We start from the raw sequence: 23,937 nt of genomic DNA, 5'->3' as shown, positions 1-23,937 counted from the left end.
AGCGCCGGCAACGTTTCGGCGCAGTGTCGTCGTGATAGGGGGCTGAGTAACGGTGCAACCAACCGATACTGCGAATCCTGACTATTATCATCGCGTCGTCGATTGCCAATGGGCGTGCCCCGCCCATACGGACGTTCCTGAATATATCCGCTTGATTGCGCAGGGACAGTTCACGGCGGCCTATCTGGTCAACCGTGAGTCCAACGTCTTCCCCGGCATTCTCGGTCGGGTCTGCGATCGGCCTTGCGAGCCCGCCTGCCGGCGCGGCCGTGTCGAACAGGAACCGGTCGCAATCTGTCGCTTGAAGCGCGTCGCCGCCGATCATCGCGATGACGTGCGTCCTCATCTGCCGAAAGCACCGGCCCGGAAGAATGGCAAGCGCGTCGTGTGCATCGGTGCCGGGCCGGCCTCGCTCACCGTGGCCAACGATCTCATGCCGCTGGGTTACGAAGTCACGATCTTCGAGAAGTGGCAGACACCCGGCGGCCTCATGCGTACCAATATTCCTTCATTCCGCCTGCCGGAGCAGGTGCTCAGCGAGGAGATTGGATACATCATCGATTTGGGGGTGGATCTGCGTCTGGGCTCACCGGTGACGAGCATGAAACAATTGCTCGCCACCGGTGAGTTCGACGCCGTGTTCGTCGGCAGCGGCGCCCCCAAGGGCAAGGACCTGAAGCTGCCCGGACGCAAGGACCCGGCCGCCGCGGCTCATATTCATATCGGCATCGACTGGCTGGAATCCGTGGCGTTCGGCCACGTCAAAGACATCGGCCGGCGCGTGCTGATCATCGGTGTCGGCAACACCGCGATGGATTGTTGCCGCTCATCGCTGCGACTGGGCGCCGACGACGTGAAAGTGATGGCGCGCAAACCGCGCGCCTTCTTCAAGGCGTCCGAGTGGGAACTGGAGGATGCCGAAGCGGAGAACGTCGAGATCGTGGTGAATCACGCGCCCAAGGCGTTCGTCACCGAAAACGGCCGGCTGGTCGGCATGCGCTTCGACGTCATGGAATACGACCTGGACGCGACCGGCCGCATCACCGCCGAGCGAGTGGTCGGCGAGAAACTCTTGCCATGCGACGACGTGATTCTGGCGATCGGCCAGGAGAACGCGTTTCCATGGATCGAGAACGATCTGGGCATCGAGTTCGATCAATGGCACGTGCCCAAGGTGGACACGACCACGTACCAGTCGACGCGGCCGAGTGTTTTCTTCGGCGGCGACGCGGCGTTCGGGCCGAAGAACATCATCTGGGCGGTGGAGCACGGCCACCAGGCGGCCATCTCCATTCATCAGTTCTGCCAGGACCGGGAGGTGGCGCAGCGGCCGCCGCGTCTGTTGAATCTGTCCAGCCGCAAGATGGGCCTGCACGAATGGGCCTACAAGAACGATTACAACCCGGTCGAGCGGCGCCTGATGCCGCACGTCGATCTGAAGGAGCGGTTCAAGAAGATCAATATCGAAGTGGAGCTGGGCTTCACCGCCGAGCAAGCCGCCGCCGAAGTGCAACGTTGCCTCAACTGCGACGTACAGACCGTATTCGAGGCCCGCCTTTGTATCGAATGCGACGCCTGTATCGACATCTGCCCGGTGGACTGCCTGACGATGACGCCGAACGGCACGGAGGCCGAGATCCGAACCCGGCTGAAAGCGCCTGCGTTGCGCGTCACGCAGCCCTTGTTTGTTTCCGCACCGTTGCAACATACGGCGCGGGTCATGGTCAAAGACGAAGACGTCTGCGTACATTGCGGACTGTGCGCCGAGCGCTGCCCGACAGCGGCGTGGGACATGCAGAAGTCGAAAATCCGCATTCCTTATGCGAGCGACGAGACCACTCCATGCAGCAGCACGCCAGCCACACCCCGTCCGGCACCGATTCGCCGGAGCGCCTGAACGATTTCGTCATCAAGCTCGCGAACGTGAACGGCACCGGCTCCGCCAGTGCCAATACGTTGCTGATGAAAGCCCTGTTCCGGATGGGCATTCCGGTCATGGGCAAGAATTACTTCCCCTCCAACATCCAGGGGCTGCCCACCTGGTATGAGATCCGGATTTCGCGTGACGGCTATGTCGCGCGCTCCGGCCGCATCGACGTCATGGTAGCGATGAATGCCGAGACGTATGCGAGGGACGTGAAGGATGTCAGCCCCGGCGGCTATCTGCTCTATGACTCGACGTGGCCCAGGCCAGCGCTGCTGAAACGCGACGACATCACCATTTTCGGCGTGCCGCTGGCGCGCATTTGTAACGAGACCTTTCAGGGCGTGCGCTCGCGCATTCTGCTGAAGAACATCGTCTATGCCGGCGTGCTCGGCGCGCTGCTCGACATCGAGCTCGATGTCATGCGTTCGCTGCTCGGCGAAAGCTATGCGAACAAGAAGTCGCTGCTCGATTCCAATGTCAAAGCGCTGGAGCTGGGCTACAACTACGCCAAGGAACATTTCACGTGTCCGCTGCCGCTACGCGTGACGCGCATGGACAAGACCGCGAACCACATCATGATCGACGGCAACACAGCGGCCGCCCTCGGCTGCATGTATGCCGGCGCCACCGTCGGCGCGTGGTATCCGATCACGCCGTCGACCTCGTTGATGGATGGCTTCAAGAGCTTCTGCCAGAAATGGCGCATCGATCCCGAGACCGGCAAGCGGAACTTCGTGATCGTCCAATGCGAAGACGAGCTGGCGGCGATCGGCACCGTCATCGGCGCGTCGTGGAATGGCGCACGCTCGTTCACACCAACCAGCGGCCCCGGCATTTCCTTGATGAATGAGTTCATCGGGCTGGCGTACTACGCCGAAGTACCGGCCGTGATTTTCGACATTCAGCGCGTCGGCCCCTCGACGGGCATGCCGACGCGGACTCAACAGTGCGATTTGATGCTCGCCGCCTACGCTTCGCATGGCGATACGCGTCACGTGCTGCTGTTCCCCAACAGCCCGGAAGAGTGTTTCTACATGTCCGTGCACGCGTTCGACCTCGCCGAGCGCCTGCAGACCCCCGTGTTCGTCATGTCCGATCTGGACATCGGCATGAACGACTGGATGTGTCCGGACCTCAAATGGGACGACAGCTACGTGCCGGACCGCGGCAAGGTGCTCAGCAAGGAGCAGCTCGAGCAGATCGACAAGTTCTATCGCTACTTCGACAAGGATGGCGACGCCATCCCCTATCGCACGCTGCCCGGCACGCATCCGAAGGGCGCGTATTTCACGCGCGGTTCGGGTCACACGCAGTATGGCGGTTACACCGAAGACTCGACCGAGTATCAGATCGTGCTCGATCGACTGAAGCGCAAGTTCGAGACGGCCAAGACGATGGTGCCGAAAGCCGTTCTCGATGGCCGTGGCTCGACCAACCTCGGCCTCGTCTCCTTGGGAAGCTGTGATGGAGCCGTGCGCGAAGCTCTGGATCTGCTACGCCGGCGCGGCGTGCAGATCGATTACCTGCGAGTGCGCGCCTTTCCATTCGGCCAGGAGGTCGAGGACTTTCTCGCCTCTCACTCGCACATCTTCGTGGTCGAGCAGAACCGCGACGCTCAACTGCGCAGCCTGCTGACGCTGGAGACCGCGGTGGACAAAGCCAAGCTGCACTCCATCCTGCATTACAGCGGCTTGCCGATGTCATCGAGCGTCATCGTCGAGGGCGTGCTGGCCAGCGTGCCCGAACAGCGTCTGGCCGTGGGGGGTTGATCGTGAGCTTTATCGCCAAGCCAAAGATCGCGCATCCCGGCCTGCCCAAGAACGAGCTCGGGCTGACACGCCGCGACTACGAAGGCGGCATGTCGACACTGTGCGCCGGTTGTGGCCACGACTCGATTACGGCCGCCATCATCGAATCCTGCTGGCAGATGTCGATGCGCCCGGAACAGCTGGTGAAACTGTCGGGCATCGGCTGCTCGTCGAAGACGACGGCGTATTTCGTCGGCGGCGGTCACGGCTTCAACTCCGTGCATGGCCGCATGCCCTCGATCGCGACGGGCGCGATCGCGGCGAACAAAGATCTTCATTACATCGGCGTTTCCGGCGACGGCGACACGCTGTCCATCGGCTTCGGCCAGTTTGCGCACGCCATGCGCCGCAATCTCAACATGCTCTACATCGTCGAGAACAACGGCGTGTATGGGCTGACCAAGGGACAGTTCTCCGCGTCCGCCGACATTGGCTCGAAGGCCAAGAAAGGCGAGGAGAATCTGCAGCCGCCGATCGATCCGGTGCTGGCCGCGCTCACGCTCGGCGGCACCTTCGTGGCACGCAGCTTTTCCGGCGACAAGGAACAATTGGTGCCGCTGATCATCGCCGGCCTGAAACATCGTGGCTTCGCGCTGATCGACGTGCTGTCGCCGTGCGTGACCTTCAACGATCACGAAGGCTCGACCAAGAGCTACGAATTCGTGCGCGATCATTACGATGAGGTCGTGCACGCCGATTTCGTTCCGCCCGCTCGCGAGATCACCGCGCAGTACGGGCAAGGCGACGCGATGCCCGTCACCATGCACGACGGCAGCCGGATCCTGCTCCGCAAGCTGGACCCTTCTTACGACCCGACCCATCGCGGCCAGGCGTTCAATTATCTGCGGGACAAGCTGGCGCAGAACGAATACGTCACCGGCCTGATCTATATCGATGAGAAGAGCCCGGACTTCCACGAAGTGAGCGGCACGACCGCCACGCCGGTGAATCAGCTGCCCTATCCGAAGCTGACGCCCGGCGCCCAGGGATTGGAAAAAATCATGGCTCGCTATCGCTAGGCGGACTGAAGTCGAACAGCACTTCGGACTTTTCGTAGACTTTGCTGATGCGCTCGCCATCCCACACGTAGGCGAGCGCCGCGCCCGCGACCGGAATGCTCACTGCCTGCGGCTTGAAGGCCGCGACGCATTCGCCGCCTTCGTGGCGCACGCTCCTGAACACCACGCCCCAGTGGCCCTGGTCGCGCAACGGTTTCGCAAATGACTGCGAGGGACTGTAGTCGTCGGGGTGATGCAAATGTTGGAAGCGCGGACTGCGAACATCCAGGAACGGCTGCACCGGCCGGTTCACGTAGGCCCGCATGTCGACCTCGCACGGACTTTCCTTGGTCGAGGCCATGAATATTTCGCGATGGTAGACCGTCTCGCGCACGGCCGTTTCCAGCGTGTGCCCGGCATAGTAGACGCCATAACTGCCATCGCTGAATCGACTGGGAAATCCGGTGTGGGTGAACGCAGCCATGACCAGCGTGGCGCCCGGACCGCGCACCCGATCTTCGTCCGGCATCACCGGCGCTTCGCCGCTCTCGTCGCGCAGCCGATCGTTGGTGAGACCTTCGATGAAATAACCCAGCTCCCTCTGTTGCGGCGGCAGAATGTTCTCGAACACGTTCACCGGCGGGTGCCGGGACGCGACGATGCGATACATCTTCTGCCAGCGGAGCGTGACCGCGCGCGGCTCGGCGGTCATCCGCGTTGCGCATCCAGATAACGACGCACATCCGCCAGGTCGACGACCCGACCGGCGAGCATCCGTTCCAGCGCCGACTTGCCGCCGAAGCCAAGGGCGGTATTCGGCTTCTTCACCCAGGCATCCGCCACTTCCTGGGTCGGCAACAGAATATGCAGGGCTTTATAGATGCCCATCACGTAGCTGATGCGTTCCACGGTATCCGCGGACAGGCGCGCGGCGCGGTCGCTCTTCCATTTGAAGAAGGTCGAGCGCGGCGGCGAGCCCAGCAGCACCCGCTCCTCTTCGGCGCCCAGCCGCCACGCGGCGGTAATGTTGAAAAAGGCGGTCAGAGCCGCGGAACCTAAGGCATCCGGATCGAAACCGGCGCGCTCGAGACTATGAGGTTGCATCATGGCCAAGTCCTCCAATGGAGTAATAGCGAAATTACTCCAATTCTGGACTGAATGCCAGTGCAACTCCGAGACCGCTAAATCAGTCATGAATTACCCCTTAACGCCGCGCGCAACCGGCCGAGAACCCGCCTGGGATGGCGAACCAACTCGCGGGAATCGACCGCGAGCACGTCGTAGCCCATATCGGTGAGGAATTTGAGGCGCGTGTCCGAAGGCTGGAGCTCGACGACCAGCGCCTGTTCGGCGAACAGGTACTCGACCACGAACGGGCCGATTTCACAGTGGCGGGTCAGGGGGAATTCACGCAGCTCGCGCGTGGCGAGCAACTCCGCGAGCGCCTGCGTTTCGCTCGCCATCCGGTCCCTGGCGCTTCGATCCTTGAAGTCTTTGCTCAGCATGGAGCGCAGCGTACCTGCCGCGCCCGTGGCGATTTAACTCAATTGATTGGGGGTTTGCCGAGAAATTGGCCCAGCCAACCCTGCGAAAATCAGCGTGGCTTGCCCTGCCACAGCCGGCAAACGGTCGCATTACGTTCAATCAGCGCGCCGACGCGTCGATGTTGCAGGCCTCGCTGCATACAGCGCGGATCCTGGGCCCACTGCAGAGCGTAGACCATGGGATCCATGCTGGCGTTCACCATCTCGCGTAGATGCTTGCCCCATTGTTGAGTGGATTTCATATGAACCTCACGTCGCTTCGGTCTCAGAACGTTCCGCTCGCGTAGGCAGTTCCGCAGGCTTAGTCGGAGACATCGGCACGTGGTTGCTGCCGTTTAGCGACAGGGTGCACAGAACCGCAAGTTGGTCGCGCATTTCCGACCTGCAGAGCGCCCGACGAAACTTTTCTCAGCCATGCCGGCCGCTTCGTTATCATCCATTCCCTCATCGCCTGGGGAATGCGTCATGACTTCCACTCTGTTCGATCTCACCGGCAAAGTTGCGGTGATTACCGGTTCGAGTCGCGGCATCGGTCGCGCCATCGCCGAGCGCATGGCGGAACATGGCGCGAAAGTCGTGGTTACCAGCCGCAAGCTCGACGCCTGCGAAGCGGTGGTCAAGTCGATCCAGGCCAAGGGCGGCGAAGCCATCGCGCTCGCCTGCAACATCAGCCGCAAGGAAGACCTGCAGAAGCTGGTGGACGACACCCTCAAACATTGGGGCGGCATCGACGTGCTGGTCTGTAACGCCGCGGTCAATCCTTATTACGGCCCGTCCATCGACATGCCGGACGATGCCTATGAAAAAGTGATGAGCAGCAACGTTCGCAGCAACTTCTGGTTGTGCAACATGGTGCTGCCGCAGATGGCGGAACGGGGCGGCGGCTCCATCGTCATCATTTCATCCATCGCCGGTCTGGTCGGCTCGTCCACGCTCGGCGTGTATGGCTTGTCGAAAGCGGCGGACATGGCGCTGGCGCGCAACCTCTGCGCCGAGTGGGGCCCGAAGAACATTCGCGCCAATTGCATCGCGCCCGGCCTGGTCCGCACCGACTTCGCGCGCACGTTGTGGGAAGACCCGAAAGTCTACCAGCAGACGGTGAAGGCTTATCCGCTGCGTCGTATCGGCGAGCCGGATGAGATCGCCGGTGCCGCCGTGTTCCTCGCCGGTCCGAGCGGTTCGTTCATGACCGGTCAGACCATCGTGATCGACGGCGGCGGCGTAGTCGGCCGCGGCGGTTAACTCCTGGCCCGCGGCACGAAGAAGAAATCGCCGACTTCGTGCCCGGCGCCCTTGATCGACTTGAACTCGGGCACCTGCACGAATTTGTTCTTATGCGCGGCAATCTCGACGCGCTTGCGAATGCGGCTGAACAGCTCCGGGCTGGAGAGAATGCCCTGATTGCTCTCCAGCTCATCGAGGAACGCGCGCGCGAATACCGAATTGCCGCCGCTGCCTTCATCGAGCACCGGTTTATCGCCGCCCGATGACAACAACAGCCGCGCACGCTTCGGCAGTTTGAATTTGATGTAGTCCTTCGAGTAAGTGACCTTGTCGTTGAGGAACAGATAGCTCGGATCTGTCGACAGCAGACCCGCGTAGCACGAGTCCGCAACCACGAGCACGCGCTTCGCGGGCAAGCGGCCGAGGTGACCGGTGATCTGCTCGTTCGGCACCCAGTAAGTGTCCTTTGGCGGCGCATCCGCATTCACCGGCAGCCAATAGCCCGCCTCGCTCTTGCCACTGCGCAGGCGCGCGCCGTGACCGGCGTAATAAATGAGCAGGTTGTCCTCGGGCTTGAGCACCGCGTTCAGATCATTGATCGCCTTCAACATGGTTACATCGTTGGCGTCTTCCAGAATCGACACCGTGAATCCATAGCGATCGGCCAGGATGCGCGCGGCACGGGCCGCGTCGTACTTCGGAGTCTGCAGGCTCTCGATGCTCTGATAATTCTGGTTGCCGATGACGATGGCGTAGTAACGGCCGAAGTTCATGCCTTCGAGCGTGCGCTCGTCGGCAGTCGGCGGCAGCTGCGCCAGTTCGGTCGTGCCCTGCGGAGTGCGTGTCTTGGGAATGCCGGCCAGGCGCTCGGTGCTCTTGCGACGCTCCGATTCGAGCTGCGCGATCCAGCGCTTCAGCGCTTCGACCTCCTTGCTGCCGTTGTCGGCGGCCTGTTCGACGGCCGGCTGCTTCGCAAGCTGTTCCTGCAGATCCTTCAGCTGTTTCTGCAGCAGGCCGAGTTGCGCATCTTTCTCCGCGATGGCGGCATCGAGCTCCTTGCGAAGCTGGTCCTGCTCGCGCTGCGCGGCCGACGTGAAAATGATGTTGTCCGCCGGCACGCCCCACGCCTGACGATACAGGTTCAGCGCCTTGAGCTGATCCTGCGGCACACCCAGCCCCTGCTCATACATCGTGCCCAGATTGAACAGCGCGCGACCGAAGTTCTTGTCCGCCGCCTTCTGATACCACTTCGCGGCGGCTTCGTAGTCCGGTGCGACACCCATGCCGCGCTCGTAGATCTCGCCGACGTTGGTCTGTGCCTCCACATCGCCCGACTCGGCGGCCTGCATCCAGATGCGCAGCGCTGATTGCAGATCGGCGCGATCGTAAGCGACGTACTCGCCGCCGCGAATCGAACACTCCGACGCCGTGGTCCGAATCGGTCGCCGTTGCGACAGGAAGCTGCTGTTGCCGAGCTGGCGCACCTGGCCCGGCAACAGACAATCGACGATCTCCAGATCGGAACGCTTCACCATGCCCTGAGTGGGCGCCGCCGCCGAAGCGATGACGAACAGGCTCGGCGCCAACAGCGCAGTGATTCGACCCAGAGTCTTCGGCAGCTGCGGCGTTTTCATGTCAAAAGCTCTTTTGGAAGCGCAGACCCATGCTCACGTCCTGGAAGCTGATGAACTCGAAACTCTCCAGGCGCTGATACTCGATGTATCCTGAAATGCCGTGGATGAACTGCGCCGACAGACCGGTGGCCAGGCGCCAGTACGACTCGTCGGGATTGTCGGTCTCCACCAGAATCGGCGGCGCGCTCGTCGCGTTCGGATCCGCCGCGAAACGTACGCCGAACACATCGACGTCGTCCTTGAACTCGCGCACGTAGTCGACGCGCAGGTGAGGCAACAGCACGCCCCAGCTCAGATTCCACGCATACGTGACGCGGAAGCCCAGGTTGCCGGTGAATGATTGGAACGTCTGCTCGTCGTAAATCAGGTTCAAGCCGGCGGCGCCGCGCTCGGTGAAGCTGTCGATGGTGGCGTCGATGTAGTAGAAGCCGATAGTCGGCGACAACGTCAGGCCGCCCACCAGGAAGTCATAGCCGCCCGAGAGACCGGCGCTATAGGTCATGCCGCTGGTGTCGCCACGCGCATCGGCGTTCACCAGACCGGTGCCGTCCACGTAAGTGATATTGCGATCGGCGCCGTAGTCGGCGTTGGCGACGTTGACGATGGCATCGAAGTAAAGGTTCCGGGCCACATACGCGGAGCCGTACAAGGAGACGGCCCAGGTATCCGTATCGAGACCGCCTTCTTTGCGCGGATTGAAGTCGATGCTGGATTGTCCGTACGCAAGCGACACGCCACCGACCAGCTGGTCGCTGAATCGATAGTCGAGGCCGCCGACCAGCGCCCATTGATCGGCATCGAAGGCCGGGCTGCTGCTGGAACGATCCTTCTCGCCGAAGCTGTAATTGCCCCGCGCCCACATGCCCCACTTGTCGCTGAGCAAGCCGCCCGGCTCGTCATCGGCACTGGCGCCGCCGCCCAACAGACCCGTCACCATGTCGTGCAACTGTGCCAGCGGCACCGACTTGCCATCGACGATGATGTTGAGGCCCGCCAGGCTCAAGCCCTTCGCGCCGCCACGCAGCGCCATCAAGCGATCCATCACGCTGGCGTACTGAGTGTTCGCGAAGAGTAGCGTCTGCGTGCGGGCGACGGCGAAATCGTCAGCCACCAACTCGTCGAGCGCGTCGCGCTGATTGTCCGTCGTGTTGTTGATCTGCAGGCCGTTGCAACGGATCAACAGATCCTGCTGATCCGACGTGAGCTCGGACAGCTCGCGCAGCTGGCCACAGATACGATCCAACGCCAGTGCGACGCGCCGCTGATTCGGCGACAGGTTCGGAATGTCGGAGAGCGTCGTGATCGCCGGACCATCGGCGACCGTGATGGTCACGGTATCCGAGCCTTGCAGGCCGGCGTTATCGATGACGAGCAACTGAATGAGATTGTCGCCGGCCGGCAAGCGGACCTGCAGCGTCGGCGAGGCACTGGAGCCGAGCAAGGTTTCCGTCTCGCCGCCCGTGATGAGCGACCATCGATAGGTCACGATCGTGCCATCGGTATCGGTGGACAGGCTGCCGTCGAGCGTAACCAATGCGCCGTCTTCAGCGTCGTTGTCTTCGACGTTGCGACTCCCACCCGCGTTCGCGGTGGGTCCGCTCGCGTCGCCGACGGTGATCGTAACTTCGGAGACGACGCTGCCGCCCCCCGACTGGTCGAACACGAGCAGGCGTACTAATGAGACGCCATCCGGCAGCGCGAGCGTCGGGTTCGGCGATGTGGAAAGCTGCGTTTCACCATCGCTGCCGTACCAGGCGTAGCTGAGCGTCTCGCCTTCCGGATCGCTCGCGGTGGCGCTGAATGTCACATTCTCGCCCGGCGCGCCGTCGGTGTCGGCGATCGTGCGGTTGCCGCCGTTGATGGTCGCGATGGGGTCCTGGTTCGGGTCGGCGCAAGCCGCCTCCTGGGCTTGGTTGCCCGGAGTCACGATGCCCGTGCCCGCGGCATTGTTGATCGTAACGGTGGCGTTCCCGCTTTCACCTATGGCATTGGTCGCCGTGAGCGGCACGGTCAACACGTCGCTGGGGTTGGGCGTGTAACCATTGTTTGTGATCTGGACGCAAACGCCGCCGGCGCCGCTGGGATTGTAGAGGCCGACGAGCAAGTTGCCGCTTGGCGTGCCGTTGACGAACACCACGCCCTGGCCGGTGCCGATATCGATCAGAGGCGAGCCGCTGATCGCGCCGGCCGCGCGCATATTGACGACCACCGACTGGCTGACCCCGGTCGGAATGGGAATATTGACCTGGCCACTGAAGGACGGCGGAATGGCCTGCGCCAATGGGGCCATCGCGAGCAGTGCCACGCCGCCCATCCATGCGGCCAGCGTCCGTCCGGCTGCTCTCAGCGCCGCTACCTTCATTGCAAGCTCTCCCTTGGTTTATTCGTATGAGCTGTGCGTAGTTATCCGCCACTGTCCCGCGACCGCAACGGGTCTTAAGTGCAGGCCTCTGGCCTTCAGGGCCGGGCGAACTGTGCCGCCGAGGGTTGACTTCCGTTGTGACGCAGGTCGCAATCGCGAGTCATGAACATCAGGGTTGCCCTTAATGCCGTGCTGGCCGCGACGCTGCTGCTCGCCGGCTGCACCTCGCCCGGGCAACGGCTGGATCAGCGAGCCCGCGAGGCCGGCCTCGAAGTCGTTCCCATCGAGGCGGGCACGTTTCCCAGCATCGTTTATCTGAAACGCAGCGCCGGGGTCGATCATGCCAATGATTCCACTGCTTCAGGGCCGGTGACGATCTTTCTGGAAAGCGACGGCATACCCTGGCTCGGCCGCACTCCCAGCGACGACCCCACCACCCGCGAGCCGGTGGCATTGGAAATGTTGATGCGCTCGCCGGCGCCCGGCGCGTATGTCACACGTCCGTGCTACAACAGCCTTCGCTCGGACAAATGTAACTTCGAGCTTTGGACCGGCGCACGTTATTCAATCGAAGTAGTCGAGAGCATGGTGGCAACCGTGCGCGAGGTACAGCGACGCGTCGGCGCCAAAAGCGTTGCACTGGTTGGTTACAGCGGTGGTGGCACGCTGGCTGTATTGATTGCGGAGCGGCTCGAAGACGTCGCGTCCGTCGTTACCATCGGCGCCAACCTGGATACGGACGCCTGGACCGACCATCACCAGTATCTGCGACTGTCGCAGTCGCTCAATCCGGCGCTGAGCGACCAGCCGCATCTGTGGCCCGAGTTACATCTGCGCGGCGCGAACGATCTGGTCGTGCCGCCAGCAACCACCGAACGATACTTCGCTCGATATCCTCGAGCACAACAGCGAACCCTCGAAGGGTTCGATCACGTGTGCTGTTGGGTGCGTGACTGGCCGTCGATCAGCGTGACGCCCGCGCCTTGAGCGCGGTATCGGAGAAATCGGAAAACACGCCGTCGATGCCCAGCTCGTAAAAGCGTCGGTACTCCTGCAGCGGATCGTTGTTGTACTCAGGCGCCAGCGTCGCGGGCTCGTTGCGGAAGGTGTAGGTGTGCACGCGCAGCCCGGCTTGATGAGCCTGGTCGATCACCGTCGTCGTCAACAACTTCGGTTGTCCAACATCACGCAGGATCTGTCGCTTCCACGGCCCGATCGCGTTCGCATACTTCGCCACGTCGGCGAGACTGTTCGGTCGCTCGCTACCGCGGGGATCGCCATGCTCAGGGATGGCGACTCGCGCGACGTGCTTGCCGCTGTCGTCATAGATGAGTGAGCCGTCGTCCATCAGCTGCACCAGCGGCAGCTCGGTCTTGCCGCGCAAGTACTGCAAGTTCGCGCTCTCGAACGACTGGATGAAAATTGGCGTGCCGGCCTTGTTCAAACCGCGGCGGTTCAGCGCCTCCAGCAATCGATCTTCCAGCGCCAATCCCAACTGCAGATGGAACGCGGGATGTTTGGTTTCCGGATAGATGCCGATGCGCCGGCCGCGCTGCGCCGACTCCTGCTCGACCAGATCCAGAATCTCTTCGAAGGTGGGCACGGTGAACTGGCCGTCAAACTCTTTCGAGCGCGCCGGATTCGCTTGCACGGCGCGCAGCTGACGGATCTCCGCGAGCGTGAAGTCGCTGGCATAGAAGCCGGTGATTTGCTTGCCGTCGAGCGTCTTGGTGCTGCTACGCGACGCGAACTCCGGCCGCGACTTCACATCGGTGGTGTCGTCCAGCAAAGGCTCGTGACGCGCGATCAGATGACCGTCGCGCGTCGCCACCAGATCGGGCTCGACGTAGTCGGCGCCGAACTCGATGGCCAACATGTAAGACGCGAGCGTGTGCTCGGGCCGATAACCCGAAGCACCGCGATGCGCGATCACCAGCGGCGCTGAGCCGTCCAACGTCGCCCACTTGCCGCCCACAGACGAGGATTGCGCTTGCACCGGTCCGCTCATCGTCGACACCATCGCGAAAAGAAAAAATGCCAGCCGCCGCACGGGTCAGTCGACGAAGAAGTCGGGCTGGAACTGTTTGGTGCCGGGCGTAACCGCGTATTGATCGAGATCCGTGGTGCCCGCACTGGCCAACACTTCATCGTCGATGAAGAAGTTGCCGGTGCAGCTGCGAGGATCACGCGTGAGAATCACATGCGCCGCATCCGCCATGATTTCCGGCTTGCGGCCTTTCTTCGGATCGGCCAGGGCGATGACATTCAGTGCGGCCGTTGCGATGACGGTGCGAGGCCAGAGCGCGTTGACACCGATGCCGTCAGCCCGAAACTCCTCGGCCATGCCGAGCACACACATGCTCATGCCGTACTTCGCCATCGTGTACGCGACGTGCGGCCCGAACCAACGGGGCTTCATGCTCAGCGGCGGCGACAGATTCAGAATGTGAGGATTGCGACCGGCCTTTGCCGATTCCTTCAGATAAGGAATACAGGCCTGCGAGCACACGAACGTGCCACGAACGTTGACACCGAACATCAGGTCGAAACGCTTCATCGGCGTGTCGAGCGTACTGGTCAGCGAGATCGCGCTGGCGTTGTTGACCAGGATGTCGACACTGCCGAAATGCGCGGCGGTTTTCTTCACCGCTTCGGCGACCGCATTCTCGTCGCGAATATCGACCTGCATGGGCAACGCCTTGCCGCCGGCCGCTTCGATCGCTTCGGCGGCGGTGTGAATGGTGCCGGGCAAGCGGGGATTGGGCTGATCGCTCTTGGCCGCGATCGCGATATTGGCGCCGTCTTTCGCCGCACGCACCGCAATCGCCAGTCCGATACCGCGCGAGGCGCCCGAGATGAAGAGTGTCTTGCCGCGAAGAGACATACGAAACTCCGACCGGTTGGAGGACGGCTCATCATAGGCCCGATCCGCACGGTGAGCATAGGAGTGGCTTTCACAGCGGCGTCCCGGTCCTACTGTCGGGCAGTAGCGCATCGAGCGTCGTTATATAGTCGGCGGCAGCTGCAAGGGGGGGATCGCGATGGCCGGCACGATGGATGTGTGGGATCAGGTCGAGCACAAGTACGCCGACGCCAACGGCGTGAAAATCCACTATGCGGCACTGGGCCAGGGACCGCTGGTCGTGATGATCCACGGCTTTCCGGATTTCTGGTACACGTGGCGCAAACAAATGCGCGCGCTCGCCGATCACGGCTATCGCGCGGCCGCTGTCGATCTGCGCGGCTACAACCTTTCCGATAAACCCAAAGGCGTGGAGAACTACGCCATGCCGCTATTGGTGGGCGACATTGCCGCGGTGGTCAAGGCGGAACAGGTCGAGCGCGCCGTGATCGTCGGTCATGACTGGGGTGGGTCGGTCGCCTGGAACGTGGCGATGCGCAAGCCCGAGATCACGCGGCTGCTGGTCATCTGCAATCTGCCGCACCCCGCCGGCATCGCGCGCGAGATCGCCACCAATCCCGAGCAGAAGAAAAACAGCGAGTACGCTTTCAATTTCCAGAAGCCCGATGCGCACCAGGCCATCTCGCTGGAACGCCTCACCCAATGGGTGACCGATCCGGCGGTACGACCGCGCTATCTGCAAGCGTTCCAGCAATCGGATGTCGAAGGGATGCTCAACTACTACAAGGCCAACTATCCGAAGCCAGGCTCGCCACCGCCGCCGGAGAACTTCACCTTTCCGAAGGTAAAGGCGCCGGTGTTGATGTTCCACGGCCTCGAGGATCAGGCGCTGCTGCCGGGTGCGCTCAATGGCACGTGGCAGTGGGTCGAGAAAGATCTGACCATCGTGACCGTCCCTGGCGCCAACCACTTCGTGCAGCAGGACGCGCCCGAACTGGTCAGCAACACGATGGTGGACTGGCTGTCACGCCGCCAGCAGTAACCGGCGCGTGAATGCGCGCTGCTCTCCCGTCCCGTGTCGGCAACGGGAGAGCAGCTCACGAACTTGCGACTAGCGGACGACCTTCGAACCGGTGTTCGAGTTCGCGCTCTCCGCGCCCGTCGTAGTGTACGAACGGATCGCGAAGTACCACGTGCCCGCCGCCAGATCCGGCACCACGTAGCGGGTCATGCCGGCATTCGCGACCTGGATGGTGCGCGACAGATTGCTCGAGCTGGTGCCGTAGTAAATGCGATAGCCCGCCAGATTGCTCAGCGTCGAGCCGTTGGTGTTACTGGTCGGCGGCGTCCAGCTCAACGTGGCAGAGCCGGTGCTGCTGCCCGCCGCATTCACCGCGATGTTGAACGAAGGCAACGCCGTGCGATTGGTGCCGTCGCTCGCCGCGATCACGATGCCGGAGGTCGTGCCGACCTGTGCGGCCGTCGGCGTGCCGGTGAGCGCACCGGTCGACGTGTTGAACGTCGCCCACGCCGGACGGTTCGTGATCGACCAGGTTAGCGTGCGGCCTTCGGGATCCGAGCCTGTCGGCCGGAACGAATACGCGGTGCCCGCGGTCACCGAGGTCGGCGGGGTACCGCTCACGACCGGCGGACGATTGGTCGTGCTGCCGGTGCTGCCAGGCCGATAGGTTGCGATCGAGAACGCCGGCAGAGTGGCCGTGCCCGTCGCGCTGCGCACCGTGATGCGGATGTTCGACCAGGTGCCGGGCGTCGCCGGCGTCGGGCCTTCGAGCTTGCCGGAGTACACGGAGAATTGCGCCCACGAGGGCTTGTTGACGATCGAATAGCGCAGCGTGCGTTGCTCGACGGCCGGGTCGCGCGCGGTCGGCGCCCAGCTATACCAGGAGTTCACGCCGAACGTGGTTTTCGGCGTGCCGGATATAGTGGGTGCGGCCTGGGCGATGCTACTCAACAGAGAGAACGCGCAGACAAGTGCGAAAAAGAGGGCGGACACGCCGAAACCGGGCGTGCACTTGAGTGAAGTGCGCATGGACAATCCTCGCGGGTATGACACGGGAGCCGCACCGCTTACGCGCGCGGTACGGCGCTCACCCAGAGTTGCGATCTATCGTTCCGCCTGACTCATCCTGGTCGGCCATCGCACGCATTGAGGCGAGTCGATGTGACGAAGTGTCGTTCGTGGGCGGGCGCAGTTAACGAGAAGAAGGTCGTTTGCGCAAAATGTCGTAACGTTCAGACAGTGTCTGCAAATGGATTCACTGCTCGCGCATTAGAAACATTGTGAGCGCGACCTGAAAAAAGTACTGGCCGCGGATTGTTTGTTATCGCTTTAAAACCAGGCTCGCGGCGCTTGCAATCCTCCGATACCGGCAACCGCGTTTGGGTGATTTCGCTTACGTGAAACACCGACGGTGCAACGTTCCTCTCGAACTATCGCGGCATGTCGGGGCAGACGAACGGCACCGTTGCGATGACATACGACTGCACTTTGTCCTGCCCCGCGATTGTCAAGTTCAATTCGTGATCGCTCGGCATCGACAGGGTGCCTTCGATCGGGATGGTGTCTTCGATCCAGCGGATACGATCGCCTTCCGCGCCCCACTTGGAGATGCGATAGGTCTCGAAGCACGAGTCCATCAACAGCGAGCGGTCGGGCAGGAAGATCATCATCGTGCCGCGCGGATGTCCCAGCGTCGTCGACATCCAGATTTTGCCAATGAAGCGCGGATCGGTCGGCTGACCGACCTCCTCGGTATTCGACGGCTGCGTGGTCGGTTCCGGCGGCGGCGGTGGCGCGGCGGGCTCCGGCTTGCTACAGCCAGTAGCTCCCAACAGCGTCGCGGCCATCAACACAGCGAACGAAGTGGCGGATGTAGTGCTCATGGAAGTCTTACCCGATCGATGACCGCGCAATTATTACTCAACGTGGGTGTACGCGGCGATCAAGGCTGCGCCACCACCACGTCCGAGCTCTGCAGGAACAGCACCCCATTGCTCTCCGCCTTGCTCTGCGAACGCATGAGCCGCAGCTGGGCCTCCTGCATCTTCAATTGCGCTTCCTGCTGCCTCTCGATGGCGGCACGCTGCTCGAACGACAGGTACGGCGAGATCGCATCCAGCATGCGCTGATTGCGCTTCTTCGCCATCTCGAGGTGACGCTCCATGTTGTTGCTGTCGGAGCCGCTGGTCGAACCGCCGGCGCTCCATCCCAACGCTGCTGCCGGCTCCCCGCGATTGGCGGCGGCGAATTCGTCCGCCTCGGCCTGATTCGCCTGCGCCAGCGCCTTGAGCATGGGCTTGCTCATGTCGTCGCTGATCGGCAAGCCGTTCGACACGAGCGTGTTACGCATGTTCTCCAGCTCATAGCGCACGCCCATGGTCGACTGATACTCCTTCCACGCCTGCACCTTGGAGCCGAGCTGCGCGGCAATCTCCGCCTCGTTGCGCCGCTGGTTCTGCTGAGCCATCTGCTGGATCTTGCGATTTCGCTCCTGCATGGCGGCCTGATCGCTGGGATCGGTTTCCATCTCCCACAGCGGCTGCATCTGCTCGTTGGCGCGCAGCTGCTGATCGGCGAGCAAGTCGAAGAACGCGTCCGCCTGCTGCGGATCCAGGCCCAGCTCCTGGATCACACCCGGGTACTGGCGCGCGAAATTGCCTCGCGTCTGCACGCGCATCGCCTCGCGATACTCGGGATCCTGCATCAACTGGCGCTGACGCTCGCGCTGCTCACGAAACATGCGCATGCGCTCGTCGCGATTCGGCATGCCCGGCGGCGCCACTTGAGCGGCGGCCGTTACGGCGCCGGCCAGTTTCGGAGGTGCTTTGGGCGGTGTGCCGATGACTTCACTGGGCTGCGGGCCGATGTCTTCAGCAGGCGGAGTTGCTTCGCGCGGCAGCGACCGTTGCTGCTGTTCCTGGAGCGCGGCGACCTGAGCTTTGAGGTCGGCAATCGTGGCCTCGCCCGCTTTCAGTCGATTGACCAGATGCAGGCTCAACAATCCGAGGCCCACCGCGGAGGCCACGGATATCAGCACGACTTTGCTCATGACGACACTCCTGTGTGCAACTGACGCTGCCGCGCCCAGTCGTCATCGACCCGTCGCGGCGTCCTGTTTAGCAATGGCACTGCGCAGCTCGCGCAGCTTGGCTTTTACGATGGTGGCGTTGGCGCTGCCCATGCGGATCAGCAATTTCTGTCCCGACGACAAGCTTTCGAGCTCGGCATCGGCGAACTCGAAATTGACGCTCGGCCGCTTCAGCTTGATCGGGCCGGGCACGTCCGGCGTCGCCAGCAGATGATCGATCACTTCGACCAGCCGGTCGTTGAAATAGCCGTCCGGATAACCGAGCGACACGTACGATTCCTGGAACAGCGGGTAATACTGTTTATAGAGCGTCGCGACCTGCGCGGTGTCCATGTTCTGCACGATCTTGATGACGGGCTCATAGCGCGCGTAGTTGCTCGCGTCGAGCGTCATCTCCTCGCCTTCGCCCTTGGCGAGCACCTCGCCACCGATCGGCTTCACCGGCCACATCTGCACCGCCGTTTTCTTGCGGGGCAAGTTGTCGATGGTCACGACCGTGTGTCGAACGATGTTCTTCGGCACCAGGAACGGCTCGAGCGCGCGACCGAACACGCCGTTCAACGACTCCAGCATCGAAGGATCGCTATCGGCCAACGGCGGCAGCGGCTTGGGCGGCGGCGTCTCGGCCACCGGATTGCGGATCGGTGGCTCGGTTGCCGGCGTGGTGGTTTCAGGCACAGGAGCAGGCGCTTGCTGCGCGGCCTGCTCCGCCTGCCGATGCGAACGTCCGTAATACAGAGCCGCGCCGATAGCCACCGCGACCACGACAGGGATCGCCCAGTACAACCATTTCTTCTGTTCGTCTTCCACGGGTGGCTCCTCGGCGCGTCAAATCCGCTCAGTCAATTCGCGGGCCAACCTCACTGCGGCTTCTGAAACTTCAGCAGAAAGTTGTCGGCCTCGCCGATCGCTTCGTACTTGGCCTTGTCCTGGTCGCCCAGCGCCAGGGTCGGCGGCAAGGTCCACACGCCCTTCGGCCAATCCTTGGTGTCCTTTGGATTGTTCAGCAGATCGGAGCGACCCACCAGCTTGAAGCCGGCCTTCTCAGCCAGCCCGATGGTGTAGTCCTCACGCACATAACCGTTGGCCGCCTTCGGGTCCTGCGGCTTGTCCGCCGGCGCGCGATGCTCCTCGACCACCAGCACGCCACCCGGCTTGAGCGTCTTGTAGAACGACGCGAACGCCTGTTCCGCCGTGCCTTGGCCCATCCAGTTGTGAACGTTGCGGAACGTCGCGACCACGTCGGCGGAGCCGGCCGGACCGGGCTCGAATTTACCGCCGCCGAAGTCACTGATCTTCACATTGCCGTAGCGCGCCTTGTCGCTGTCGAGCTTTTTCTGCCACGTATCCGCGGCGGCCGCGGCCCGCTCGCTGGCGGCGCGTGGCGTGATGGCCGTGTAATAAGTGCCCTTGTCATGCAGATACGGGGCCAGGATCTCGGTCCAATAACCACCGCCCGGCGCGATTTCCACCACTGTCATGGTCGGCTTCACACCGATGAACTCGAGCACCTGCTCCGGCTTCCGGTACTTGTCGCGCGCCACGAAATTCGGCGAGCGGGACTCGGAGGCGACGGCCTTGGCCAATGCCTCGTCCTTGGCGAAGGCGCCCGTCAGCGGCAGCGCGCAGGCAACGGCGGCGACGGTGGCGAGCAACGACGATGAACGCATGCGTAACTCCAGGGGCTCGTTGAGATAGTTGTCGGGCGTGCGAATGTAACAGACCGTTACCGGTGCCCACAGGTTCCTGATACAGGAGATCCAAATGCAGCGGGCACATGGACGTGCAGGAACTGCCGGCGAGGTACCATTGCGCCCCGTGACCTTTCACACCGGGAAATCGATGTCCTCGATTCACAAGAGCTTGCGCGCGCTGGCCGCATTGAGCCTGGTGCCCTTGACCTTTTGCAGCGCATTCCAGGCGCACGCGGCCAATCTGAAGCTCGAAGACTGCCGACTGCAGAGCGAGGTTGCCGGCGGCGGCGTGGCCGCTCAGTGCGCCCGACTGTCGGTGCCGGAAAATCGTGAGCAACCGTCGGGCAAGCAGATTCAGCTGCATGTCGCTGTCATTCGCTCGATGCGCACCGAGCCCGCGGGCGATCCGCTGTTCGTGCTGAGCGGCGGCCCCGGCCAGGCGGCGAGCGACTTCTATATCTCCATCGCACCGGCATTGGCGCGCATCCGGCGCGATCGTGACATCGTGATCGTCGATCAACGCGGCACCGGGCGCTCGAATCGTCTCGACTGCTCCTTCCCCGATGAGAGCGACATTACGTTCAGCGATCCAAAGCAGTTGCGCGAGCTGACGCGCTCCTGTCTGGAGAAGCTGCCCGGTGATCCGCGCTACTACACGACCAGCGTTGCCGTGCGCGACCTCGACGATGTACGCGCCGCGCTAGGCTATCAACGAGTGGATCTGTATGGCGTGTCCTATGGCACGCGAGTCGCTCAGCACTACATGCGACGTTATCCGCAACGAGTGCGTGTCGCGATTCTCGATGGTGTCGTGCCACCGGAGCTGCCGCTGGGCCCGGATGTGGCGCTCGACGCTCAAGCCGCTATCGACAACGCCTTTGCCCGGTGCGATTCGAACGCGGACTGCCAGCGCGCCTTCCCAAACATCGCGACCACCTTCGCGACCCTGCGCGCGCGAGTGCTCGAGAAGCCGCTGCCTCTTTCGATTCCGGATCCACTGAACGCGGAGCCAGTAGCGACGCAACTGGGCGCGGCCGAGCTCAGTGCGGCTGTTCGATTGCTGAGCTATTCCGATGAAACCGTCTCGACGTTGCCGTTGCTCATCCACGAGGCGGAGATCGGACAGCCGCAAGCGCTGGCCGCGCAATACCTCATGATCAAACGCAGCCTCGATACTCAGATCGCCAACGGCATGCACTTCGCAGTCGTATGCAGCGAAGACGCGCCGCGCTGGCACGAGCGCCCGGTCGCGGACTCCGACCTGGCCAAGACGTACATCGGCGCAACGTTCATGCAGGCGATGCGGAGCATTTGCGAACAATGGCCGCACGGCCCGGTCGATGCAGACTTCGGCAAGCCTCTGCAGAGCGCGATTCCGACGCTGGTGCTCTCCGGCGGTAACGATCCGGTGACTCCGTCGCGCTATGGCGAGCAAATCCTCGCGGGCTTGAAGAACTCCAGGCACCTCGTGCTCGACGGCCAAGGCCATGGTCAGATCGCCGTCGGCTGCATGCCGCGCGTGGTCGCCGACTTCATCACGGCCGGCACCGTGAAATCGCTCGACGACGAGTGCCTGAAGACCGTCGCCCCCGCCCCGTTCCTGCTGTCACGCTCGGCGCCCGCCCCATGATTCAAGTCGATGGATTGAGAAAGCGCTTCGGCGCGGTGCAAGCGTTGCAGGATGTTTCGTTCTCGGCGGGCGACGGCAGGATCACCGGCCTGCTCGGCCACAACGGCGCCGGCAAGTCCACGACCCTGCGCATCCTGAGCACGGTCATTCGCGCCAACGAAGGCCGCGCGCTGATCGACGGCCACGATTGCGCCACCGACCCTCTGGGCGTGCGCCGCTCGCTCGGCGTGTTGCCACATGCGAGCGGGCTGTATGCGCATCTGAGCGGTCGCGAAAACATTCGCTACTACGGCGAACTGCACGGCCTGCGCGGCGTCGAGTTGAATCGCTCCATCGATCAACTGATCGAGCGCCTGGCGCTCGGCGGCGTAGCTGATAGACGCGCCAAAGGTTATTCACAAGGCGAACGACTCAAGGTCGGCCTGGCGCGGGCGCTGATTCATCGACCGCAGACCATCATTCTCGACGAGCCCACCAACGGTCTCGACGTGAATGCCGTGCGCATGTTGCGCGATTTGATTCGCGAGCTGCGCGAGTCGGGACGGTGCGTGCTGTTCTCCAGTCACGTGATGCAGGAAGTCGCGGCCTTGTGCGACGACATCGTGATCATCTCGCACGGTCGCGTTGTCGTGCGAGGCACGCCGGCGGACATTCTCAAGGCGACGGGCGCTCCCGATCTGGAAGAAGCGTTCGTGCGCGCTGCCGATCAACCCGGCGAGGTGGCGTGATGAGCGCCGTCTGGACCGTGTTCCGCAAGGAAGTGCTGGAGAACCTGCGCGACCGTCGCGTGATTCTGTCGGCGTTCTTTTTCGGCGTGCTGCTGGCGCCGGTGATCTTCGGCCTGACCACGACGATGGTGTCGAAGCGCGCCGTCGCGAATCAGGACAAGCCGCTGAACCTGCCCATCGCCGGCGCGGATCGTGCGCCCAACCTGGTGCAGTTCCTGCGTGAGAACGGAGTCAAGGTTCAAAACGTAGAGCTGTCGAGCGATCAGGCCATGGAAGCAGTCCGGTCTGGCGCGCAGGACCTCGTGCTCATCATCGGCGATGACTACGCCAAGGCGCTCAAGGCCGGTGAGTCGGCGCCGTTATCTCTGGTCGTCGATACGTCCAACGGCAACACGTCACCGAGCGCGGATCGCGCCCGGCAGTTGCTCAACGCGTATGGCCATCAGCTGGCGGTCCTGCGCTTGATGGTTCGCGGGATCAACCCGACGGTGATCGACCCTGTCGGCGTGCACACGCTGGATGTGGCCACACCGGCCGGGCGCTCGCTGCTGATCCTCGGCATGATGACTTACTTCTGTTTCATGTCGATGCTGGTCGGCGGCTTCTATCTCGCCATCGACACCACCGCCGGGGAACGCGAACGCGGCTCGCTGGAACCGTTGCTGACGCTGCCGGTGAGCCGGTCTCAGTTGATCGTCGGCAAGATGCTGGCGACGTCGGCCTTCATGTCGGTCTCGCTGCTATTGACGCTCGCGGCGTTCGGCGTCGTGCTCACCTACATTCCGCTGGAAGCGCTCGGCATGTCGGCCAACTTCGGCCCTCGCGTGATCCTGACCATCTTCGCCATCATGATGACGTTCGTGCCCATGGGCGCGGGGTTGATGACCGTCGTCGCCTCATTCACTCGGAGCAATCGCGAGGCGCAGTCGTGGCTGTCAGTCGTGATGATGCTGCCGATCGCGCCCATCATGTTCGCGGTCGTGACGGGCACCAAGCCCAGCGCGGGTTTGATGGCGGTGCCGAGCCTGAGTCAGCACTTGATCGCAACGAGCCTGATGAGGGGAGACTCGATCCCGGCGCTGCATGTTCTGATTTGCGCGGGGACGACGCTGGCACTGGGGGCGCTGCTGGTGGGGGTGGCGATCAAGTTGTATCAGCGGGAGGCGATTCTGGGGTAGTGCCGAGGACGCCTCGCTAGACAGTGAGCTCGAGCCGATTGCCTTCTGGATCGAGCACGACGCTTGCGCGATTTCCCAGTTGAGGACCACCCGATTTCCCGAGTTGGGGACCACCTTGTGAGGTCACTGGCGGAGCAGAAGTGGGCGATTCTTACGCGACGTGTTTCTTGCTGGCAAGTTTCCGGGCCTTGACCCCGCGATAGCTCTCGCCGGTGATGTCGATCGTGAGCGCGGCATG

22 protein-coding genes are annotated in these 23,937 nt (G+C 62.8%); 9 read left to right on the top strand and 13 right to left on the bottom strand.

All coding sequences use genetic code 11. The features are described from left to right. The first annotated feature begins 52 nt into the window (after positions 1-52). The 3 genes from EKO19_RS08815 to EKO19_RS08805 are packed head-to-tail and all read left to right on the top strand — an operon-like array spanning position 53 to position 4,754. On the top strand, positions 53-1,897 hold the full coding sequence (locus tag EKO19_RS08815; protein WP_129776073.1) for an FAD-dependent oxidoreductase: 1,845 nt from the start codon (positions 53-55) through the stop codon (positions 1,895-1,897). Further along, the gene (locus EKO19_RS08810) at positions 1,843-3,696 is read left to right on the top strand and encodes a 2-oxoacid:acceptor oxidoreductase subunit alpha (RefSeq protein ID WP_129776072.1); all 1,854 of its coding nucleotides are present in this window, start codon (positions 1,843-1,845) and stop codon (positions 3,694-3,696) included. Before EKO19_RS08815 ends, EKO19_RS08810 begins: the two co-directional genes overlap by 55 nt. 2 nt (positions 3,697-3,698) lie before the next feature. After that, the gene (locus EKO19_RS08805; protein ID WP_129776071.1) at positions 3,699-4,754 is read left to right on the top strand and encodes a 2-oxoacid:ferredoxin oxidoreductase subunit beta; all 1,056 of its coding nucleotides are present in this window, start codon (positions 3,699-3,701) and stop codon (positions 4,752-4,754) included. Here the strand turns inward: EKO19_RS08805 and EKO19_RS08800 are convergent. The 4 genes from EKO19_RS08800 to EKO19_RS08785 form a co-directional block, all read right to left on the bottom strand. Further along, a complete protein-coding gene (locus EKO19_RS08800; RefSeq protein ID WP_129776070.1) occupies positions 4,735-5,445 on the bottom strand; it encodes an RES family NAD+ phosphorylase in 711 nt (236 codons plus the stop codon). The two genes, EKO19_RS08805 and EKO19_RS08800, sit on opposite strands and share 20 nt — an antisense overlap. Continuing rightward, the gene (locus tag EKO19_RS08795; protein ID WP_217705219.1) at positions 5,442-5,840 is read right to left on the bottom strand and encodes an MbcA/ParS/Xre antitoxin family protein; all 399 of its coding nucleotides are present in this window, start codon (positions 5,838-5,840) and stop codon (positions 5,442-5,444) included. Before EKO19_RS08795 ends, EKO19_RS08800 begins: the two co-directional genes overlap by 4 nt. Before the next feature lie 83 nt (positions 5,841-5,923). After that, positions 5,924-6,238 carry a DUF559 domain-containing protein gene (locus EKO19_RS08790; protein WP_129776069.1) on the bottom strand — a complete coding sequence of 105 codons (315 nt, stop codon included), beginning with the start codon at positions 6,236-6,238 and terminating at the stop codon, positions 5,924-5,926. A gap of 89 nt (positions 6,239-6,327) precedes the next feature. After that, positions 6,328-6,519, bottom strand: coding sequence for a hypothetical protein (locus EKO19_RS08785; RefSeq protein WP_129776068.1), 192 nt, complete (start codon positions 6,517-6,519; stop codon positions 6,328-6,330). 223 nt (positions 6,520-6,742) lie between these two features. Here EKO19_RS08785 and EKO19_RS08780 point away from each other — a divergent pair, with 223 nt between their 5' ends. Beyond that, entirely contained in the window at positions 6,743-7,519 is a 777-nt protein-coding gene (locus EKO19_RS08780; RefSeq protein WP_129776067.1) for an SDR family NAD(P)-dependent oxidoreductase, read from the top strand. Here the strand turns inward: EKO19_RS08780 and EKO19_RS08775 are convergent. Beyond that, the gene (locus tag EKO19_RS08775) at positions 7,516-9,135 is read right to left on the bottom strand and encodes a caspase family protein (RefSeq protein ID WP_129776066.1); all 1,620 of its coding nucleotides are present in this window, start codon (positions 9,133-9,135) and stop codon (positions 7,516-7,518) included. The two genes, EKO19_RS08780 and EKO19_RS08775, sit on opposite strands and share 4 nt — an antisense overlap. Before the next feature lies 1 nt (position 9,136). Continuing rightward, positions 9,137-11,497 carry an autotransporter outer membrane beta-barrel domain-containing protein gene (locus tag EKO19_RS08770; protein ID WP_129776065.1) on the bottom strand — a complete coding sequence of 787 codons (2,361 nt, stop codon included), beginning with the start codon at positions 11,495-11,497 and terminating at the stop codon, positions 9,137-9,139. Positions 11,498-11,659: 162 nt separating this feature from the next. On the opposite strand from EKO19_RS08770, the gene EKO19_RS08765 reads away from it, so the two are divergent. After that, the gene (locus tag EKO19_RS08765; protein WP_129776064.1) at positions 11,660-12,484 is read left to right on the top strand and encodes an alpha/beta fold hydrolase; all 825 of its coding nucleotides are present in this window, start codon (positions 11,660-11,662) and stop codon (positions 12,482-12,484) included. Here the strand turns inward: EKO19_RS08765 and EKO19_RS08760 are convergent. Both EKO19_RS08760 and EKO19_RS08755 read right to left on the bottom strand, forming a co-directional pair. Further along, complete coding sequence (locus EKO19_RS08760; RefSeq protein ID WP_217705218.1) at positions 12,462-13,493, bottom strand: glycerophosphodiester phosphodiesterase; 1,032 nt, start codon at positions 13,491-13,493, stop codon at positions 12,462-12,464. The genes EKO19_RS08765 and EKO19_RS08760 overlap by 23 nt on opposite strands. Before the next feature lie 57 nt (positions 13,494-13,550). Beyond that, positions 13,551-14,381 (bottom strand): SDR family oxidoreductase, encoded by an 831-nt coding sequence (locus EKO19_RS08755; RefSeq protein ID WP_129776062.1) that lies wholly within the window; start codon positions 14,379-14,381, stop codon positions 13,551-13,553. Between the two features lie 157 nt (positions 14,382-14,538). On the opposite strand from EKO19_RS08755, the gene EKO19_RS08750 reads away from it, so the two are divergent. Further along, the gene (locus EKO19_RS08750) at positions 14,539-15,402 is read left to right on the top strand and encodes an alpha/beta fold hydrolase (protein WP_129776061.1); all 864 of its coding nucleotides are present in this window, start codon (positions 14,539-14,541) and stop codon (positions 15,400-15,402) included. 69 nt (positions 15,403-15,471) lie between these two features. On the opposite strand, the gene EKO19_RS08745 is transcribed toward EKO19_RS08750, so the two are convergent. The 5 genes from EKO19_RS08745 to EKO19_RS08725 form a co-directional block, all read right to left on the bottom strand. Further along, the gene (locus EKO19_RS08745; protein WP_129776060.1) at positions 15,472-16,410 is read right to left on the bottom strand and encodes a putative Ig domain-containing protein; all 939 of its coding nucleotides are present in this window, start codon (positions 16,408-16,410) and stop codon (positions 15,472-15,474) included. Between the two features lie 401 nt (positions 16,411-16,811). Continuing rightward, entirely contained in the window at positions 16,812-17,264 is a 453-nt protein-coding gene (locus tag EKO19_RS08740) for a hypothetical protein (protein WP_129776059.1), read from the bottom strand. 59 nt (positions 17,265-17,323) lie between these two features. Beyond that, the gene (locus EKO19_RS08735) at positions 17,324-18,430 is read right to left on the bottom strand and encodes a hypothetical protein (RefSeq protein ID WP_129776058.1); all 1,107 of its coding nucleotides are present in this window, start codon (positions 18,428-18,430) and stop codon (positions 17,324-17,326) included. Positions 18,431-18,472: 42 nt separating this feature from the next. Continuing rightward, positions 18,473-19,279 (bottom strand): DUF3014 domain-containing protein, encoded by an 807-nt coding sequence (locus tag EKO19_RS08730; RefSeq protein ID WP_217705217.1) that lies wholly within the window; start codon positions 19,277-19,279, stop codon positions 18,473-18,475. A gap of 50 nt (positions 19,280-19,329) precedes the next feature. Beyond that, positions 19,330-20,139 carry a class I SAM-dependent methyltransferase gene (locus EKO19_RS08725; protein ID WP_129776057.1) on the bottom strand — a complete coding sequence of 270 codons (810 nt, stop codon included), beginning with the start codon at positions 20,137-20,139 and terminating at the stop codon, positions 19,330-19,332. Positions 20,140-20,311: 172 nt separating this feature from the next. Here EKO19_RS08725 and EKO19_RS08720 point away from each other — a divergent pair, with 172 nt between their 5' ends. From EKO19_RS08720 to EKO19_RS08710, 3 genes are read left to right on the top strand one after another with little or no spacing between them, the layout of a single operon-like run. Then, positions 20,312-21,793 (top strand): alpha/beta hydrolase, encoded by a 1,482-nt coding sequence (locus EKO19_RS08720; RefSeq protein WP_157995179.1) that lies wholly within the window; start codon positions 20,312-20,314, stop codon positions 21,791-21,793. Beyond that, positions 21,790-22,521, top strand: coding sequence for an ABC transporter ATP-binding protein (locus tag EKO19_RS08715; RefSeq protein ID WP_129776055.1), 732 nt, complete (start codon positions 21,790-21,792; stop codon positions 22,519-22,521). The genes EKO19_RS08720 and EKO19_RS08715 overlap by 4 nt, the downstream gene beginning before the upstream one ends. After that, the gene (locus tag EKO19_RS08710; protein ID WP_129776054.1) at positions 22,521-23,699 is read left to right on the top strand and encodes an ABC transporter permease; all 1,179 of its coding nucleotides are present in this window, start codon (positions 22,521-22,523) and stop codon (positions 23,697-23,699) included. The genes EKO19_RS08715 and EKO19_RS08710 overlap by 1 nt, the downstream gene beginning before the upstream one ends. Positions 23,700-23,937 lie beyond the last annotated feature (238 nt).

The organism is Peristeroidobacter soli, from assembly GCF_004138485.1.
GTDB classification, from domain to species: Bacteria; Pseudomonadota; Gammaproteobacteria; order Steroidobacterales; family Steroidobacteraceae; genus Steroidobacter; species Steroidobacter soli.
The sequence above is the reverse complement of the archived record's forward strand: the minus strand, read 5'-3'. Positions and strand labels throughout refer to the sequence as shown.

Excerpts from the sequence above, each read along its gene's own strand:
- EKO19_RS08765 (WP_129776064.1), top strand. The coding sequence starts at position 11,660 with ATGAACATCAGGGTTGCCCTTAATGCCGTGCTGGCCGCGACGCTGCTG.
- EKO19_RS08725 (WP_129776057.1), bottom strand. The coding sequence starts at position 20,139 with ATGCGTTCATCGTCGTTGCTCGCCACCGTCGCCGCCGTTGCCTGCGCG.
- EKO19_RS08740 (WP_129776059.1), bottom strand. The coding sequence starts at position 17,264 with ATGAGCACTACATCCGCCACTTCGTTCGCTGTGTTGATGGCCGCGACG.
- EKO19_RS08755 (WP_129776062.1), bottom strand. The coding sequence starts at position 14,381 with ATGTCTCTTCGCGGCAAGACACTCTTCATCTCGGGCGCCTCGCGCGGT.
- EKO19_RS08735 (WP_129776058.1), bottom strand. The coding sequence starts at position 18,430 with ATGAGCAAAGTCGTGCTGATATCCGTGGCCTCCGCGGTGGGCCTCGGA.
- EKO19_RS08745 (WP_129776060.1), bottom strand. The coding sequence starts at position 16,410 with ATGCGCACTTCACTCAAGTGCACGCCCGGTTTCGGCGTGTCCGCCCTC.
- EKO19_RS08790 (WP_129776069.1), bottom strand. The coding sequence starts at position 6,238 with ATGCTGAGCAAAGACTTCAAGGATCGAAGCGCCAGGGACCGGATGGCG.
- EKO19_RS08800 (WP_129776070.1), bottom strand. The coding sequence starts at position 5,445 with ATGACCGCCGAGCCGCGCGCGGTCACGCTCCGCTGGCAGAAGATGTAT.
- EKO19_RS08785 (WP_129776068.1), bottom strand. The coding sequence starts at position 6,519 with ATGAAATCCACTCAACAATGGGGCAAGCATCTACGCGAGATGGTGAAC.
- EKO19_RS08770 (WP_129776065.1), bottom strand. The coding sequence starts at position 11,497 with ATGAAGGTAGCGGCGCTGAGAGCAGCCGGACGGACGCTGGCCGCATGG.
- EKO19_RS08810 (WP_129776072.1), top strand. The coding sequence starts at position 1,843 with ATGCAGCAGCACGCCAGCCACACCCCGTCCGGCACCGATTCGCCGGAG.
- EKO19_RS08750 (WP_129776061.1), top strand. The coding sequence starts at position 14,539 with ATGGCCGGCACGATGGATGTGTGGGATCAGGTCGAGCACAAGTACGCC.
- EKO19_RS08795 (WP_217705219.1), bottom strand. The coding sequence starts at position 5,840 with ATGATGCAACCTCATAGTCTCGAGCGCGCCGGTTTCGATCCGGATGCC.
- EKO19_RS08780 (WP_129776067.1), top strand. The coding sequence starts at position 6,743 with ATGACTTCCACTCTGTTCGATCTCACCGGCAAAGTTGCGGTGATTACC.
- EKO19_RS08775 (WP_129776066.1), bottom strand. The coding sequence starts at position 9,135 with ATGAAAACGCCGCAGCTGCCGAAGACTCTGGGTCGAATCACTGCGCTG.
- EKO19_RS08710 (WP_129776054.1), top strand. The coding sequence starts at position 22,521 with ATGAGCGCCGTCTGGACCGTGTTCCGCAAGGAAGTGCTGGAGAACCTG.
- EKO19_RS08720 (WP_157995179.1), top strand. The coding sequence starts at position 20,312 with ATGTCCTCGATTCACAAGAGCTTGCGCGCGCTGGCCGCATTGAGCCTG.
- EKO19_RS08715 (WP_129776055.1), top strand. The coding sequence starts at position 21,790 with ATGATTCAAGTCGATGGATTGAGAAAGCGCTTCGGCGCGGTGCAAGCG.